The organism is Streptomyces sp. NPDC092952 (assembly GCF_044754785.1).
GTDB lineage: Bacteria > Actinomycetota > Actinomycetes > Streptomycetales > Streptomycetaceae > Streptomyces.
This window is the reverse complement of record NZ_JBIVPT010000028.1, coordinates 21679-37232: the sequence shown is the minus strand read 5'-3', so window position 1 is coordinate 37232 and position 15554 is coordinate 21679. Positions and strand designations below refer to the sequence as shown.

Genomic DNA, 15554 nt, shown 5'->3' with positions numbered 1-15554 from the left:
TGGCCCCCGAGCGCCTCGGTCCGAAGGCGCGCGCCTCAGACCCCATTCAGCACACGGTCGAGAGCCGCCCGGCCCGCGGGCCCCCAGTGCGGCTTGCCGCCGGGAAGCCCGCGATCCCCGTTCCGCCCCATGAGCATCAGGAAGAGGCTCTTCATCGCGGCCAGCCCACGGGCGCGCCGGACCGTCGCCCCGTCCGCACGGGCGTACGCGTCGAAGAACCGCTGGGCCGTACCCGCGGGCAGCAGCACCCAGGCGGCGGCGAGGTCCCACGCCGGATCACCGGCGGACACCGCACCGAAGTCGACGATGCCGCAGAGCGTTCCGTCCGAGACGACGACGTTCGCGGGATGGAGGTCGCCGTGCACCCATACCGGCGGGCCCTGCCACGCGTCGGCCGCGACGGCGTCGTCCCAGACGGCGCGGACGTCGGCGGCGATGTCGTCGGGGACGACGGTCCGGAAGAAGTCCTCGAAGGCGTCCGCGCAGTTTCCGGGAGGGGTGCCGGAGCTTGTGGAGACCGGGGCCTCGGCGGGCGCCTCCACGTGGAGCGCCCGGAGGAAGCCCGCCAGCGTGTCGGCAGCGTGGGCGCCCTGGCTGATCGAGGCGTGGTCCAGCGGCTCGCCGGGAACCCACGTCATGACGGTCCAGTGCCTGGGGAAGCGCTCGGACGGGGCACCGAACCGCACCGGGAGCGGCAGGCGCGGGGCCAGTACCGGTAGCCACCGCCGTTCCTTCAGTTGCAGTTCCGGAGTGGGATCCATGCGCTGCATGCGCACGGCCAGCTCATCCCCGAGACGCCGCATCTGGTTGCCCCAGCCGCCCGCCACCTCCCGGACGGTCAGCCCCGCAAGGTCTGGATGCTGCTCCCGCAGCAGCTCGCGAACCAGGTCCGCGGTGACGTCGATCTCGGTGCCGGTCATGCGAAGCCACCCTACTGAGCCGGTCGGCCGAGCGGCTCTCGCGCCCCGGATTCCGGAACGTCTCGCTGTGATGACTCCGGGACCACCGCGGGCACAAGGGCCGGGTCGACGGAGAACACGCGCCGCCCCATCACGCTCCGATCGCGCGTCCGCCGGGTGGCGGCCGATCGCGCGACTCCCTGCCCCGCCGGCCGGTGCGCGGCCGGCGAGGGGGAGAGCCGCCCGGGGCCGGTTCAGCCGGTGATGGAGAAGAAGACCGATCCGTCCTCGGCCCACCACCAGGTGCCCTGGCCCTCGGCCCATTCCGAGTACCAGCTGTCGAGGGCCTTGATCAGCTCCTCCAGGTCGTACCGCAGGTCGGCGTCGATCCGGTCCAGCACCGCCCGGTAGGACTCCACCGCGGGTCCGGCCTTCGCCAGCGGCCAGTATCCGATCTCCGGAGAGCCTTCCAGGGGGCTGGGGACGTGGAACCCGGTCTCCGAGGGCGGACCGCTGTAGACGTACTGGTAGGGCAGCAGGTCCGGCTGGACGCCGGCCGCGCTCAACGCGTCGTCCAGAGCGGAGAAGAGGGTGGAGGGGCTTCGGTAACTGGCCAGGGTGGTGGAGTCGGACGCGTTGTGGTCGATGATGATCTGGAGGGCCGCGTAGTAGGCGCTGCCGGCGTACTCCTCAGCGGAATCGGCCCGACCGGTGATCAGCTCATCCAGCGCGTCCGGAACCGACAGCCCCCAGTCCACTTCCTGGGCATCGAGACCTTCCTGGCGTGTCCGCGCGCTCTCCCGCATCCTGCCCAGGAGCCGCGATTCCTCGTCGCTCAGATCCAGGGCGGGCAGAAACCGCATGATTTCCCCGCGGTTCGCCATGGAGTAGTTGACTACTTTGCTCATGCGGCCACCTTGCCAAAGGGCACTGACATCCACGGCGCCCCGGGGCATCCGCGCCGGAGTCGGGATCAGGCCTTCCTGACGACTGAGGACTTGAGCTGCATGGCCCCGAAACCGTCGATCCGGCAGTCGATGTCGTGGCCGTCGACGCCGTCGATCAGCCGGATGCCGCGCACCTTGGTACCGGCCTTGATGCCCGACGGGCTGCCCTTGACCTTGAGGGCCTTGACGACGATCACGGCGTCACCGTCGTTCAGCACGTTGCCGACGGCGTCCCTGACGACCCGCCCCTCGGCGACGTCCGCCGGTTCCCCGGACGCGGGCGGCCACTCGTGCCCGCATTCCGGGCAGACCAGGAGCGCGCCCATCTCGTAGGTGTAGGCGCTGGAGCACTGGGGGCATGCGGGAAGGTTCTCGGTCACCGGCGCAGTATATTTCCGAGTAGTGGAATTGCGAAAATTTGCAATTCATCACATGCTGTGGTGGCTGTGCCCGTAGGTAGCCGCGGGCACAGCGCACACGTGTGTCGAGGAGAGGTCCCAGAGGTCGTGTCGGTTCCGCTGTACCAGGCCAAGGCCGAGTTCTTCCGGATGCTGGGGCATCCGGTGCGGATCCGGGTACTGGAGCTGCTGCAGGACGGGCCGATGCCGGTACGGGAACTGCTGGCGCGGATCGAGGTGGAGCCATCGGCCCTGTCCCAGCAGCTCGCGGTGTTGCGCCGCTCCGGCATCGTGGCCTCCCGGCGGGAGGGGGCGACGGTGGTGTACGGGCTCGCCGGCGGGGACGTCGCGGAACTGCTGCGGGCCGCGCGCCGGATCCTGACCGAGATGCTGGCGGGCCGGCACCAACTGCTGGAGGAGCTGCGGGAAGCCGAGGGCACCGTCAAGTGAGCACCTCGATCGGCCGGGCCCTGGGTCCGGCGCTCTCCCTGCTGCCCAGCCGTACGGACCTGGTGGCGATGGGCCGTGATCCGCGCAGGGATCTGCTGGCCGGACTCACCGTGGCGATCGTCGCGCTGCCGCTCGCGCTCGGTTTCGGCGTCTCGTCCGGCCTCGGCGCCGAGGCCGGACTCGCGACCGCGGTGGTGGCCGGTGCGCTGGCGGCGTTCTTCGGCGGATCCAGCCTTCAGGTGTCCGGACCGACCGGCGCGATGACTGTGGTCCTGGTACCGATCGTCGCCCAGTACGGCCCCGGTGGCGTGCTCACCGTCGGGCTGATCGCCGGAGCGATGCTGATCGCGCTCGCACTGCTGCGGGCCGGGCGGTACATGGCCTACATCCCGGCCTCGGTGGTGGAGGGCTTCACCCTCGGCATCGCCTGCGTCGTCGGGCTCCAGCAGGTCCCGAACGCGCTCGGGGTCGCCGAGCCGGACGGCGACAAGGTCCTGGTGGTCACCTGGCGCGCGGTCGAGGAGTTCGTCCGCGCCCCCGACTGGACCGCCCTCGCCCTCGCCCTCGGGGTGATGCTGGTGATGCTGCTCGGCGCGCGGTGGCGGCCGACGGTCCCGTTCTCGATCGTCGCGGTGATCGCCGCCACGGCCGCCGTGCAGGTCCTGCACCTCGACACGGCCGCATTGATCGGCACCCTGCCCTCCGGCCTGCCCGCCCCCTCCCTCGCCTTCCTGCACCCCGGAGCCCTCGGCTCGCTGCTGGCCCCGGCGGTCGCGGTGGCCGCCCTCGCCGCCCTGGAATCGCTCCTCTCGGCCCAGGTCGCGGACGGCATGACGGTGGGGCAGAAGCACGACCCGGACAAGGAACTGTTCGGGCAGGGCCTGGCGAACATCGCCGCCCCGCTGTTCGGCGGTGTCCCCGCGACCGGCGCCATCGCCCGCACCGCGGTCAACGTCCGCACCGGTGCCTCCTCCCGGCTCGCCGCGCTCACCCACGCCGCCGTCCTCGCCGTCATCGTCTTCGCCGCCGCCCCACTGGTCTCCAGGATTCCCCTCGCCGCGCTCGCGGGCGTGCTGCTGGCCACCGCGGTCCGCATGGTCGAGGTCGGCTCGCTGCGGGCGATGGCCAGGGCCACCCGCGCGGACGCGCTGATCCTCGTCCTGACCGCCCTCGCGACCCTCGCCCTCGACCTCGTTCACGCGGTGATCATCGGCCTGGTCGCCGCCGGGGCACTGGCGCTCCGCTCCGTCGCGCGGCAGGCCCGCATGGACGAGATCCCCCTGGACCACGACGACCACAACGACGAGGAACACGCGCTGCTCGCCGAGCACATCGTCGCCTACCGCCTCGACGGCCCGCTGTTCTTCGCCGCGGCCCACCGCTTCCTGCTGGAGCTCTCCGAGGTCGCCGACGTCCGCGTCGTCATCCTGCGCATGTCGCGGGTGTCGACCATCGACGCCACCGGCGCCCTCGTCCTCAAGGACGCCGTCCAGAAACTGAACCGGCGCGGCATCACCGTACTGGCCTCCGGGATACGGCCCGAGCACCGCCAGGTCCTCGACTCGACCGGCACCCTCGCGCTGCTGCGTCCGGACGGCCGTGCGTACGCCACCACGCCGGAGGCGATCGCCGGGGCCCGCGCCCGACTGGAGGGCGCCGGGCTCCTGTCGCCCCTTCCCTCCCCGCATTCGCGTACCACCGTTCAGGAGCCCACCTGATGACCAGCCCCGTTCCCCGCCACCTGATGGAGATCTCCGGTTCCGAGGCCCTGTGGCTGCTCGAAGGGGCCGACCAGGGACGTCTGGTGTACGTCCGACGGGAGGTCCCGGTCGTCCGTCCGGCGGTGCACCGCCTCGACCACGGCCGTCTGATCGTCCGGGCCCCGGTACAGGCCGCCGCCCTGGCCGGACGCACCGCCCTCACCTATCAGGCCGACCGGATCAAGGAGGTCGGCGGCACCGGCTGGATGGTCACCGCCACCGGTCCCGCCGACGTCGTCACCGACCCGGACGAGGCCGCGCACTACCGCAGGACGCTCCTCGGCTGGACCCACGGTCCGCACGACACGCTCCTGCGCATCCAGCCGCAGACGGTCGCCGGGTTCCGCCTCGTCCACCAGGGGGTGTGATGGTTCCGCGGATCGAGAAACTCCCCTGGCGGCATGTGCTGACGGTGCCCGCCATGGGCCCGGCCGTCCGCATGGCCCGCGAAACCGCCGAGCTCGCCCTCACCGAGTGGGGGGTGAGCCTGCGCCACCCCACCGTCGGCCCGGCGCTCCTGATCCTGAGCGAACTCGTCACCAACAGCGTCCGGCACGCCGCCGTCCGCTCACCGAACATCACGGTGGTCTACGCGGGAAGCAAGGACACGCTCGCCTTCGCCGTCCACGACCACCATCCCTACCGGCCCCCGCTGCACGACCCGGGCACGGGCGGGCTGGGCACCGTCATGGAACTGACCCTGCGGCTCGGCGGCACCGCGGTCACCCGGCCCGACGTCGACGGCACGGGAAAGAGCATCTGGATCACCCTCCCCCTCTGAAACCGCCGAACCGGGGAAACCCGGCCACGACCACGACCGAATGAGGCCGCACCAAGGAGGAGGAGCGGGGCCTCGGGGGCGCTGTCGGTGGCCGGATATCTGAACGGCGCCGCCGGGCCGGTGTCCGGTCCGGGGAAGGGCGACTACCTCAGAGGTAATGGCCCGCCACCACCCCCGCCCCGCATCCTGATGACGCACCCCACCCCCGCCTCGTCGCGAAGGAACCCGCCCATGGCCGCCTACGGTTTCGCCCACCTCCACAGCACCAGCACCCACCCCGACATCCGTACGTACCTGGAGCGCATCCAGGCCACCCTCGACCCGTTCGCGGGCCGCTTCGTCATCCACGGCCCTCCGGCCGAGGTACTGGAGGGCACCTGGCCCGGCGCGATGGTGCTCATCGAGTTCCCCGGCCTGGCCGAGGCCCGCGCCTGGTACGACTCTCCCGCCTACCAGGACATCCTGCGGCTGCGCACCGACCACGTCGCCGGTGACGTGGTCCTGGTCGAGGGCGTCGGTCCCGGCTACGACCCGACCGCACGAGCCGTCAGGAGGTGACCCGCTACCTCCGGCCCGGCCGGGCCGTTGCCGAGAACGAGGCCACGCAGGCCGCTCACGTCGGGTAGAGACCGTCACGCAGGCGGGAGGCCAAGGACCGGCCCGGGAACGCCGGGGCTAGATTCTTCGCATGTCTCCGCATCTCAGCCATGGCGCGTCGGGAGCCCTGCGACGCTTCGCCGGATGGCTCGCTCAGGGATCGGTGGGCCATCCGATGCTGAAAGGGATCGATTACTGGGAGGAACTGCGCGAGTCGCCCTCCCAGATGGAGATCTGCGTCGCGATCTTCGCCAACGTCCTCGAACTGGACGAGCAGGGCGAACCGCTCAACGAGAAGTACGCGGAGCGCCGGGCCGCGGCCTGGCTCTACCGGTACTGCACGGGCAAACTGCCCCCGGGGGAGCCGGACATCGAGCCCTGGGAGTGCCAACTCCATTGACCCCTACCGTGCGACGCCGGTCGAGCTCCGGATCCGCACGCTCCTGGCCCCATGGAGAGCCTGAGTTCTGTCTACACGACGACGGTGAGCCGGTGCGCGAGGTCGAGCAGATCTGCCAGGCGTAGCACCCGTCCGTCGAATCCGGGGAGGGGGACGTGGAGGGGATCGGTCCAGCGGGCGGGGACTGCGTCCAGGCCGTAGTACGCCCCCGCGAGCCCTCCGGTCACCGCGGCGACGGTGTCCGTGTCGCCGCCGAGGTCGATCGCCGCGCGTATCGCGTCCTCGAAGCCGGCGGTGGTCCGTAGTGCCCAGACGGCGGAGCCCAGGCAGGGCCAGACGGCGCCGTTGAACTCGGTTGCCTGATCGGGGTGCCAGTCGGGCGCGAGGACGGTGGCGTAACGGCTGCGGTGGTCGGGGTGGACATGAGCCAGGACCTCCGGGAGAGCGGCGAGGGGGTCGGCGCCTTCGAGCGTGACGCGGATGAGTTCGTGGAAGATCGCGGTGCCTTCCCAGGCCGCACGGTCGCCGTGGGTGAGGGCGGCGATGCGCCGGGCCGCGTCGATGGTGGCTTCCCGGCCGGCTGTCGCGAAGCGGACCGCGGCGGTCGATGCCCGCATCAGGGAGCCGTTTCCGGCTGCTCGCCGGTTGACCTGGAAATGGATCGCTGCGGCGAGGTCCCAAGGCATGCCGCTGGTCAGGACGTCCTCGGTCTGCAGGCCGATGTCCTTGGGGCCCGAAGCCGCCCACCGTTGGAAGCGGGCGAAGACGTCCGGCAGATCCAGCCCGCCCCGTTCGAGCAGGGACTCCGCGACCAGAACGGCCATCTGCGTGTCGTCGGTCGCCTCGCCGGGGTCCCAGCCGCCGCCTCCGCACATCTCGCCACCCGAGCCGGGGGCGGGGAACCGCGCGGAGAAGGCCCCCCGGGGGCCGAACTCGAAGGGACCGCCCAGCGCGTCACCCACCGCCGAGCCGACGATCACGCCTGCGGCCCGCTGCATCCGGTTCATCCGCGCAGGCTATCCGCGCCACGCGGACTGCCGCGGCCCTATTGCTTTTTCGGCTCCCCGCCATCGGTGGCGAACGCCTCCCTCCTCCCGCCGGCCGTCGGCCGCCGTCTCCGGCTCGGGGAAGTGTCCGCATCGTCCGCGGCTTGGCTTCGTTCGCCTTCAGCGACAGCGTTTGCCGACTGGTTCGGGCGGGGCAGTCGTGCCCGTCGCCGGGCAGGCCCATGACGTTCAGCACGGGGTCCCTCGCCCTCGGGGCCTGGGCGCAGATGAGACAGACCTTGTGGCAGCGGCAGACACTCAGCGCAGCGACGAGGGGCGGGGCCGTCAGAAGTGGGCACTACCGTGTGTGGGCATGGCTGACATCTTTGAGCTCATGCTCACGCTGGATCTGCGCGACGAGTTGTCCGAGGACGAGCTCGTCGAGCTTCGATGGCACCTCGGGCTCGGCCCCAAACCGGAGACCCTTCATATCGTGACCGAGTTTCCTTTTTGGGACGAGGACGATGACGGCGTACTCGTCGGCGAGGACCATCCCCAGCCTCTTCTGGCCCACCACGGCGAGGCGTTCAAGGTGGATGGCGCACTCGTCTCCGTTCTTCTGCGCAGAAAAGACACCCGGTGCGGTGCATGGGCCCTGACCAGTCGGCAGGAGATTCACCCCGACCAGTTCGATCTCACGGGCGAGCTGCTCGGTTGGCTTGCGGCCAAGGCCGGCGACTGCCATCGACGCCTCGACGGCAGTGTGGATCTGGGGTGGACCCGGTTCCACGAGTCGCGCCGGGCAGAGCCGCTGGTTGTGCGTGATGGCGTCGTCGGCTGGCCGTCGTAGCGCCGACGGCCGGTACGGCAGGCGCGAACCGCTCGGGCTCGGCGCGGCAGCCACCATGATGATGACCGAGCCCCATGCCATCGCGGACGATCGCGCGCCGGTTCAGCCCCTGCCGGACTTGGCCAGCGACGCCAGGACCGTGCCGTCGGCATCCTGGACGGTGATCGACGGCTTCATGTCCGCCCTGTCCTTCGCGTCGAAGACGTAGTAGGCGGCCCAGCCGGGCTTGTCGGCAAGGGTGATGACCTTGGCCTGGAGGGTTCGGTCTCCGAGCTTGACGGTTACCGTGGTCGCCACCGTCACCGGACCACGGTAGATGCCCGCCCGGAGCGCACCGGAGGCATCGCCACGGGCGATCGTGGACACCTTGCCAGGGAAGAACGTCCGCGACCCGCGTGACATGCGGCCCGTCAGCTTCCGACGACTCCGGGGCGCCGATGTGCAGGCCCTTCGCCGTCAGCCACAACGCGCCGCTCAACCGGTCCAACCACCGTCACGGCACTGACCGCGGAGGCGGCCTGGAGAGGCGCGGCGGCGGGCGCTGCCGACACCGGCGACGCGCTGACGGACGAGGCGACCGCCGCCCCCGTGCCCGTTGCGAGTACCGCGGTACTCGCAACAACAGTCAGCCATCCGAGCCTCCGCCTGTGCGAACCGACGGAAGTCATCAACAACTCCCGTGGATCAAACAGCACCGGCCTCCAGCCGCAGGGGCCGGAGCAGACAGGCTCTCTGTCCCATCCACCCCTCAGACAGCACCCCTGCTGCAAAACGCTGCTTCAAGCGGCATGCGGCTATGTGGGGCACTCGGCACACGCGAATGCCCCGTAGTCCTTCAGACACAAACGAATGGGTGGGCATCGCGGCCGTCGGTGGAAGCGTTCTCGCGCAGCTCGGCGATCGGGACCCGCTGTCCGTTGACCGCGGCCTCCGGCTCACGGGAACGGGTCCGTGCGGACGGACGACCCGCACGGACCCGCACGGACCCGAGAGCCGCAGCTCGCGGCGGATCCGTTGGTCTCAGTCCTGCTGCTCCAACCGGTCCGCGAAGGCCCGGAGGGCATCGGCCAGTTCCTTCTTGGTGGGCAACTCGTCCACCTTCTTCTCCAGGCCGTCGATGCGTTTTGCCAGGTCGTCCAGGCTTGCCGGATCCGTGGGGTGAGATGTGGGACCGGCCGTGGGAGGCGGGGACTCGGTGCCACCCGAGCCTCCCGTACTCGTACCACTGGAGCCGCCGCCGTCGGTGCCGCCCGAACCACTGACGGATCCGCTGTCTCCGCCGCCGGTGTCGACGCCGCCGCTGTCCCCGCCGCTTCCCGTGTCGGACGTCTCCGCGGGCACCGGAGTCGGGCCGGGCGAACCGCCGTCCTGGCCGGCAGCTGCGATCGCCCCGCCCACGCCGAGTGCCACCGCGGCTGCCACAGCGGCCAGCGTTACTGCCATGCGTCGCGTCTGGATCTTCCTTATATGCGTCATATTGCCGACAGTAACCACTGATTGCCACGGAGGGTTTCCTTCCGCTGATTCGGTGTCACATGCGTTCCTCGCGCAGGGCGGGCTCCTGTTTCGCCCGTGCTGCGGCTGCCCGGACCAGCGGGTATCCGGGCATCCGGTCGACATGTGGCGGCCGTGTCCGCCGGTGACCACGGCACCCTCCCGCCCGCGGTGTGCGGGTGGACGGCTACTTCGCCAACCGGGGAAAGCCCGTTCCCGACCAGCCCGACTGGAGTGTGATCGCCGACATGCTGAGAGCTGCCTGCTTCTACGAGTGAGCCATCGCGGTCGGAGCGACCGGGGAGCGCCTGCTGGTCCTGTGCGGGGCACGGCACATGAAGCAACGGCCCCTCCCGTGTCCCCGCCCGAGGACGGGGAGCACGAGAGAGGCCGGACCCGGTTCCGTTACGCGACCCGGGGGGACCCACGGCGCAGCAGTCGACGGGCGGGCAGCATGACAGCCGCCGTGCCCGACAGGAACACCGTGCCGAGTACGGCCGCGCAGACCGAGGGCGAGACCGACAGCGCGGACAGACCGGTCACCGCGCCGCCGAAGGTCAGCAGCGTCACCGCCGCGACCAGAGAGCCGACGGCGGCCCCCGTGCCGAGCACGAGGCAGGTCTCCAGCCGCAGCATCGCCAGGACCTGGCCGCGGGTCGCGCCGATGAGCCGGAGCAGAGCCAGCTCACGACGGCGGGACGCGGTGGCGACGGCCAGTGTGGTCACCACACCGATCAGGGTGAACAGGGAGATCGCCGCGACGGCGAACAGCCCTGGCAGGGCTTCCTGTCGGGCCTTCTCGGTGAGAGCCGCACTGTACTGCTCGGCGGACGCGGCACGGGTCCCGGGGAAACGGTCGAGCACCGGCCGCAGGTCGGCCTCTCCCTTCACCAGGAGGTAGTCGTCGTGGCCCGCGTCGGTGACATGGGCGGTGACCACCTCGTGAGGCAGCAGGACATCCCCGAAGCCCTGGCCCCGGTCGTAGACGGCGACCACCTCGGGGCGGATCACGGTGCCGTCGCCGAGCCAGAGAGACACGGTCGAACCGACGTCGGACGTGCTGCCCACGTTCGAACTGAGCGCGACCGTGTTCCTGCCGCGCAGGTCCTTCAGCGCTCCCGCCTTCACCCCCGGGTCCAGGTTCGACAGCGCGCCCGTCAGCCCTTGGGCGGGCAGGGACTGGAGCTGGTCGGCGACCTTCATCACCACGGTGGTGCGTTTCACCGCGGTCACGGCCCCGGGCCCGGCCGTCTTCTCCACGGCCTGGTGCATGGCCCGGGGCACGCCCGGCCCGTCCGAGACGAGGACGTGGTCCGCGCGCAGCCCGGCAACCGCCTGCGTCCGGGTGGCGTTGACCGCGGTGGTCTGCACGAACAGCTGGCTGGCGCCGAAGGAGAGCGCGAGCGCGATCGGTGTGATGACCGATGCGAGGCGTACGGCCGCGGCGGTGGCCGTATCGGTGGCGAGCCGCCCCGGGACCGGGAACAGCAGACGCGCGACCGGACTGAGGACCGTGATTCCCCCTCGGGCGATCGAGGGACCCAGCAGCGCCGCGGCCCAGATGAGGGAGAGGACGAGTCCGCCCATGGCCGCGCTCGCCACCTGCCCGCCGAACGCGAAAGCGGTGGTGGCCGAACCGAGACCGATGAACAGGAACACCAGGCCGGTGACCATGCGCCAGCGCGGTAGCCGGGTCGGCTCGGCGGAGGTCTCGCTCACGGCCTTGGCCGGCTGGATCAGGGAGACGCGCCGTGCCGCGAGCCAGGCGGAACCGACCGCGGTGAGGACCGTGAGCGCCAGGGCACCGACGACGGGGAAGGGCCCCAGTACGAGCCCCAGCCCCTGGGGCAGGACACCTTGTTCGGCCATGAAGCGGTGCAGAAGGGCGCCGAGCCCCAGCGACAGCAGACCGCCCAGGAGCGATGCCGGTGCCGCGACCTTGAGCGTCTCGCGGACGATCACCCGGCGGACCTGCCGGGGGGTGGCGCCGATGGCGCGCAGGACGGCGAGCTCGCGGGCCCGGTCCCGTACGGACACGTCCAGCAGACCCGTCACGACCAGCAGCACCACCAGGAGGGCGACACCGCCGATCGACGCGCACACGCCGATCAGGTCGAGTCGTGCCGCCGCCACCTCCGGGTTCTCGACGTCACCGCGGTCCGCACCGGTCGCGACGACGAGACCGGGGGCGGCTGCCCGCAGCGACGGGGCGGACGTCTCCTTCGTACCGAGCACGACCAGCGCGTCCGCGTGCCCGGGGCGGCCGCTGAGGGCCTGCGCCGTGCGCTGTCCGAACCAGACGTCGTCGCCCGCGGCGGCCCGGCCGGACACCAGGCCGCTGACCCGGTAGGGCTCCGGCGCCCCGCCGCCGGCCTGGAGGCGGACGGTGTCCCCGACGGCCCGGCCGCTGCGGGAGTCCACCGCGATTTCGTGGTCCGCCCGGGGAGCCCGGCCGGCGCGCAGTTCGACAGCGGTGAGCGCGGTCGCGTCCCAGCCACGGCCGGTCCGCACGGTCCCGTCGGCGGTGACCACCGGCAGGGAGACGTCCGCGACCACCTCCGTGACCCCCGGTACCGTGCGCACCCGGTCCGCCACCGATACCGGTACCCGGGCCCGTTCCACCAGCGGCCTGACATCGGTCTGGTCGTCCCGGACGGTCTCCACGCGCTGGCTCGCGGCGACGACGGCCACGGCGTTCCCGTAGCGGTCGGCCGATCCGTGCGCCCGCAGCGCGGACTCCAGCAGGACCCCGAACGCGCCCGTCAGCACTGCCGCGCACAACAGTGCCGCCGCCACTCCGGCGGCGATCCCGCGCCTCACAGCGTCCCCCAGTGGGCCAGGACGGTCGCGGCGGAGGGAGCCGTGAGCTCGTCGACGATCCTGCCCTCGCTCAGGAAGACGACGCTGTCGGCCCAGGCCGCCGCCACCGGGTCGTGGGTGACCAGCACGACCGTCTGCTCCATCTCGTCGACCGCGTCGCGCAGCAGTTTCAGGACATGCTCGGCCGACCTCGGATCGAGCGCGGCCGTGGGCTCGTCGGCGAAGACGATCTCCGGGCGGGTGACGAGCGCCCGGGCGACCGCCACCCGCTGCTGCTGGCCGCCGGACAGGCGTGCCGGAAGCCGGTCCAGGTGGCCGGCCATCCCCACGCGGTGGACCACTTCGTCCAGCCAGGGCCTGTCCGCCCGGCGGCCGCCGAGGGACAGCGGGAGGGTGATGTTGCGCTCGACGTCCATCGAGGGCATGAGGTTGTAGCCCTGGAAGACGAACCCGATCCGTTCACGGCGCAGCCGGGTCAGCTCCGTCTCACTGAGCCCTCCCATGTCCAGATCACCGAGCCGTACCGTTCCGCTGCTGGGCCGGTCGAGGCCGGAGGCGCAGTGCAGGAAGGTGCTCTTGCCCGATCCGGACGGGCCCATGATCGCGGTGAGACTGCCCTTGCGGAACCCCCAGTTGACCCGGTCCAGCGCGGTCACCTCGCCGTAGGACTGGGAGACCTCCTCCAGGGACACGGCGAACGGCGTGGCCCGGGTCGTCGTCATCGGTTGCATGGTGGGTCCCTCGGTTCCTCGATCGGTCAGAACGAGTACCGAACGTAATCGCGCGAGCCGGGCGGACAGCAGCGGTCCCGCTCCCGAACCGGGGGTGTAGCGCGCTCCACCTGCCAGGTGGAGCGCGCACTTATGACAAGGGAACGCCCGTGAAGTACGGTCTTGCTCCATGGACCTGAAGGCAAGAGCACTCCACGGCCTACGATCCACGAGGTATCTGCTGGGCGGGCTCGCTACCGCTCTGCCTTCGCTGGCCGGCTACGTTCTGTTGCCGCTCGTCTGCTTCTCGCTGATCTTCGCGCCGGTCCTGCCATGGGCGGTGCGGCCGTTGCGCGCCTTGGCCGACGCCGAACGCCGACGTGCCGAACGCGTTCTCGGCCGCCCCGTGCGCCGGCCCTACCCGACGCCCGAGGGCAACGCCTACCAGCGGACGTTCCAACTGCTGCGGTCCCCGGGGACCCGCAAGGACGTGGCGTGGATGCTGGTGCACGGCATCGTGGGGCTGGTCCTTCCCGTCCTCGTCCTGGGCGTGCTGCTCAGCCTGCTGCTGACGATCTCCATCCCGCTGTGGTGGTGGACCCTCCCCGGCGGAACCCTCACCCTCCTCGCGGCCCCCCTCACCACCTGGATGCAGGCGATCGTCCTGTCCGCCGTGTGCGTCTGGCTCTTCGCCGCCCTCTTCTTCTGGCTGGCCCCCGCCACGATGAGGCTGGAGACATGGACCGCGGAGGTCATGCTCGGCACGTGGACCGGCGCCGGCCGGCGGATCGAGGAACTGACCACCTCGCGCGCGGGAGCCCTCCAGGCCCACGAGGCGGAACTCCGGCGGATCGAACGCGACCTCCACGACGGTACCCAGGCCCAACTCGTGGCGGTGGCCATGCGCCTGGCCCTGGCCGACCGCCGGTTCGACAAGGACCCCCAGAGCTCCCGGAGAATGGTGCTCGAAGCCAGGGACACCGTGGACGAAGCACTCGTCCAGCTGCGCACCGTCATCCGCGGCATCCACCCGCCGATCCTCTCCGACCGGGGACTGAACGGGGCCATCCGCTCCCTGGCCGCGGGCCGGCCGATCCCCACCACCCTGGATCTGCCCGAGACCGACCGCCGCCCCCCGGCCGCCGTCGAGGCGGCCGCCTACTTCGTCGTCGCCGAGGCGCTGACCAACATCGCCCGGCACAGCCGTGCGGACCGTGCGCAGGTGTCGCTCCGGTACGACGGCCCCACGCTGCGCATCCTGGTACAGGACGACGGGCGCGGAGGGGCCGAGTCCGGCTCCGCCTCGGGCAGCGGACTCGCCGGGGTACGCCGACGGGTCGCCGCCCTGGACGGTACGACGAGGATCGACAGCCCTGTCGGTTCCGGAACGACGATTGAGGTGGTGCTGCCGTGCGGATTGTGATCGCGGAGGACAACGTCCTTCTCCGCGAAGGCCTGATTCTGCTCCTGGAGGATGTCGGGCACGAGATCGTGGCCGTCGTGGGGAGCGGGCCCGAGATCGTCCCCACCCTGCTCGAACACCGGCCGGACGTGGCTGTTCTGGACGTCCGGCTGCCGCCCGGGTTCCGCGACGAGGGGCTGCGTGCCGCCATAGAGGCCCGGAAGCTCATTCCCGGCCTGCCGCTCCTGGTGCTCTCCCAGTACGTCGAGGAGAGCTACGCCGCCGAACTGCTCGGACAGGGCGCCTCGGGGATCGGCTACCTGCTCAAGGACCGGGTGGGACACATCGAGGAGTTCCAGGACGCGCTGGAACGGGTCGCCGCGGGCGGAACGGCGCTGGACCCCGAGGTCGTCTCCCAGTTGATGAGCCGCCGGGACCCGCTCGACGCGCTGTCCCCCCGGGAACGAGAGGTGCTCGGGCTGATGGCCCAGGGCCTGGACAATCCCACGATCGCCACGACCCTGTTCATCACCGAACGCTCGGTCAGCAAGCACATCGGCAGCATCCTCGCCAAGCTGAACCTGCCGCCGAGCGACAGCGGCCACCGCCGGGTGCTCGCGGTGCTCGCCTATCTGAACGCCTGACCCGTACCCCGGAGGTGTAGCGGGCTACACCTCCGGTTCGGGGGAACGGTCCGATGTGCCGACCGGGGGCGGAGGGAGAAGGTGGACGACGTAAGAGATCCCACCCCCCGGCCGCCCGTCGGACCGTAGGGGGAGCACAACAGGAGGAACCCCTGATGAAGCCCGTGCTCTGGCTGCTGCTCATCGTCTCCACGGCGGCGGCGGTCTACGTCAGCACCTTCGCCCACTACACCGGCACCACGAGGGTCCTGGCCGGAGTCGGTACCGGCGTCGTCTGGGTCGGATCGGCGCTGGGAGTGTGGCTGACCAGCGGCAAGAAGTGACCCGTAGCGGCGAGAGCACCTGAGGAGGGGGCGTCCGGCAGTGAGCCGGACGCCCCCTCCTCGTGCGTGGCGCGGAATCCGGATCATGTGTGA

General features: G+C 71.2%; 18 protein-coding genes. 10 read left to right on the top strand and 8 right to left on the bottom strand.

Features of this window, described 5'->3' with window-relative positions:
* Positions 1-35: 35 nt before the first annotated feature.
* The 3 genes from ACIQGQ_RS34380 to ACIQGQ_RS34370 all read right to left on the bottom strand — a co-directional run bounded on the left by ACIQGQ_RS34380 (position 36) and on the right by ACIQGQ_RS34370 (position 2226).
* Positions 36-920 (bottom strand): aminoglycoside phosphotransferase family protein, encoded by an 885-nt coding sequence (locus tag ACIQGQ_RS34380; protein ID WP_402403699.1) that lies wholly within the window; start codon positions 918-920, stop codon positions 36-38.
* A 233-nt stretch (positions 921-1153) separates the two neighbouring features.
* A complete protein-coding gene (locus ACIQGQ_RS34375) occupies positions 1154-1807 on the bottom strand; it encodes a hypothetical protein (RefSeq protein ID WP_402403696.1) in 654 nt (217 codons plus the stop codon).
* Positions 1808-1872: 65 nt separating this feature from the next.
* Entirely contained in the window at positions 1873-2226 is a 354-nt protein-coding gene (locus tag ACIQGQ_RS34370) for a zinc ribbon domain-containing protein YjdM (RefSeq protein WP_402403693.1), read from the bottom strand.
* 126 nt (positions 2227-2352) lie between these two features.
* Between ACIQGQ_RS34370 and ACIQGQ_RS34365 the strand changes: the two genes are divergently transcribed.
* The 6 genes from ACIQGQ_RS34365 to ACIQGQ_RS34340 all read left to right on the top strand — a co-directional run bounded on the left by ACIQGQ_RS34365 (position 2353) and on the right by ACIQGQ_RS34340 (position 6232).
* A complete protein-coding gene (locus ACIQGQ_RS34365; RefSeq protein ID WP_385213501.1) occupies positions 2353-2694 on the top strand; it encodes an ArsR/SmtB family transcription factor in 342 nt (113 codons plus the stop codon).
* A gap of 68 nt (positions 2695-2762) precedes the next feature.
* Positions 2763-4412 (top strand): SulP family inorganic anion transporter, encoded by a 1650-nt coding sequence (locus ACIQGQ_RS34360; RefSeq protein WP_402403766.1) that lies wholly within the window; start codon positions 2763-2765, stop codon positions 4410-4412.
* Positions 4412-4822 (top strand): pyridoxamine 5'-phosphate oxidase family protein, encoded by a 411-nt coding sequence (locus ACIQGQ_RS34355; RefSeq protein ID WP_402403689.1) that lies wholly within the window; start codon positions 4412-4414, stop codon positions 4820-4822. The genes ACIQGQ_RS34360 and ACIQGQ_RS34355 overlap by 1 nt, the downstream gene beginning before the upstream one ends.
* Positions 4822-5235: an ATP-binding protein gene (locus ACIQGQ_RS34350; protein ID WP_402403686.1), complete on the top strand. Its 414-nt coding sequence runs from the start codon at positions 4822-4824 to the stop codon at positions 5233-5235. The genes ACIQGQ_RS34355 and ACIQGQ_RS34350 overlap by 1 nt, the downstream gene beginning before the upstream one ends.
* A 231-nt stretch (positions 5236-5466) precedes the next feature.
* A complete protein-coding gene (locus ACIQGQ_RS34345; protein ID WP_402403684.1) occupies positions 5467-5793 on the top strand; it encodes a DUF1330 domain-containing protein in 327 nt (108 codons plus the stop codon).
* Positions 5794-5923: 130 nt separating this feature from the next.
* Positions 5924-6232, top strand: coding sequence for a hypothetical protein (locus ACIQGQ_RS34340; protein ID WP_402403681.1), 309 nt, complete (start codon positions 5924-5926; stop codon positions 6230-6232).
* A gap of 71 nt (positions 6233-6303) precedes the next feature.
* Here ACIQGQ_RS34340 and ACIQGQ_RS34335 read toward each other — a convergent pair whose 3' ends face one another.
* Positions 6304-7239, bottom strand: coding sequence for an ADP-ribosylglycohydrolase family protein (locus ACIQGQ_RS34335; protein ID WP_402403679.1), 936 nt, complete (start codon positions 7237-7239; stop codon positions 6304-6306).
* A 352-nt stretch (positions 7240-7591) separates the two neighbouring features.
* Here ACIQGQ_RS34335 and ACIQGQ_RS34330 point away from each other — a divergent pair, with 352 nt between their 5' ends.
* The gene (locus ACIQGQ_RS34330) at positions 7592-8068 is read left to right on the top strand and encodes a hypothetical protein (RefSeq protein ID WP_402403676.1); all 477 of its coding nucleotides are present in this window, start codon (positions 7592-7594) and stop codon (positions 8066-8068) included.
* A gap of 102 nt (positions 8069-8170) precedes the next feature.
* Here ACIQGQ_RS34330 and ACIQGQ_RS34325 read toward each other — a convergent pair whose 3' ends face one another.
* The 4 genes from ACIQGQ_RS34325 to ACIQGQ_RS34310 form a co-directional block, all read right to left on the bottom strand.
* A complete protein-coding gene (locus ACIQGQ_RS34325; protein WP_402403673.1) occupies positions 8171-8434 on the bottom strand; it encodes a hypothetical protein in 264 nt (87 codons plus the stop codon).
* 654 nt (positions 8435-9088) lie between these two features.
* Positions 9089-9490: a hypothetical protein gene (locus ACIQGQ_RS34320; RefSeq protein WP_402403670.1), complete on the bottom strand. Its 402-nt coding sequence runs from the start codon at positions 9488-9490 to the stop codon at positions 9089-9091.
* Between the two features lie 477 nt (positions 9491-9967).
* Positions 9968-12382: an FtsX-like permease family protein gene (locus ACIQGQ_RS34315; protein WP_402403667.1), complete on the bottom strand. Its 2415-nt coding sequence runs from the start codon at positions 12380-12382 to the stop codon at positions 9968-9970.
* On the bottom strand, positions 12379-13113 hold the full coding sequence (locus ACIQGQ_RS34310; RefSeq protein WP_402403665.1) for an ABC transporter ATP-binding protein: 735 nt from the start codon (positions 13111-13113) through the stop codon (positions 12379-12381). Before ACIQGQ_RS34310 ends, ACIQGQ_RS34315 begins: the two co-directional genes overlap by 4 nt.
* Before the next feature lie 169 nt (positions 13114-13282).
* Here ACIQGQ_RS34310 and ACIQGQ_RS34305 point away from each other — a divergent pair, with 169 nt between their 5' ends.
* The 3 genes from ACIQGQ_RS34305 to ACIQGQ_RS34295 all read left to right on the top strand — a co-directional run bounded on the left by ACIQGQ_RS34305 (position 13283) and on the right by ACIQGQ_RS34295 (position 15461).
* Entirely contained in the window at positions 13283-14515 is a 1233-nt protein-coding gene (locus tag ACIQGQ_RS34305) for a sensor histidine kinase (protein WP_402403662.1), read from the top strand.
* A complete protein-coding gene (locus ACIQGQ_RS34300) occupies positions 14503-15138 on the top strand; it encodes a response regulator transcription factor (RefSeq protein ID WP_259928450.1) in 636 nt (211 codons plus the stop codon). The genes ACIQGQ_RS34305 and ACIQGQ_RS34300 overlap by 13 nt, the downstream gene beginning before the upstream one ends.
* A gap of 155 nt (positions 15139-15293) precedes the next feature.
* Positions 15294-15461, top strand: a complete 168-nt coding sequence (locus tag ACIQGQ_RS34295; RefSeq protein ID WP_352274468.1) for a hypothetical protein — start codon at positions 15294-15296, stop codon at positions 15459-15461.
* Positions 15462-15554 lie beyond the last annotated feature (93 nt).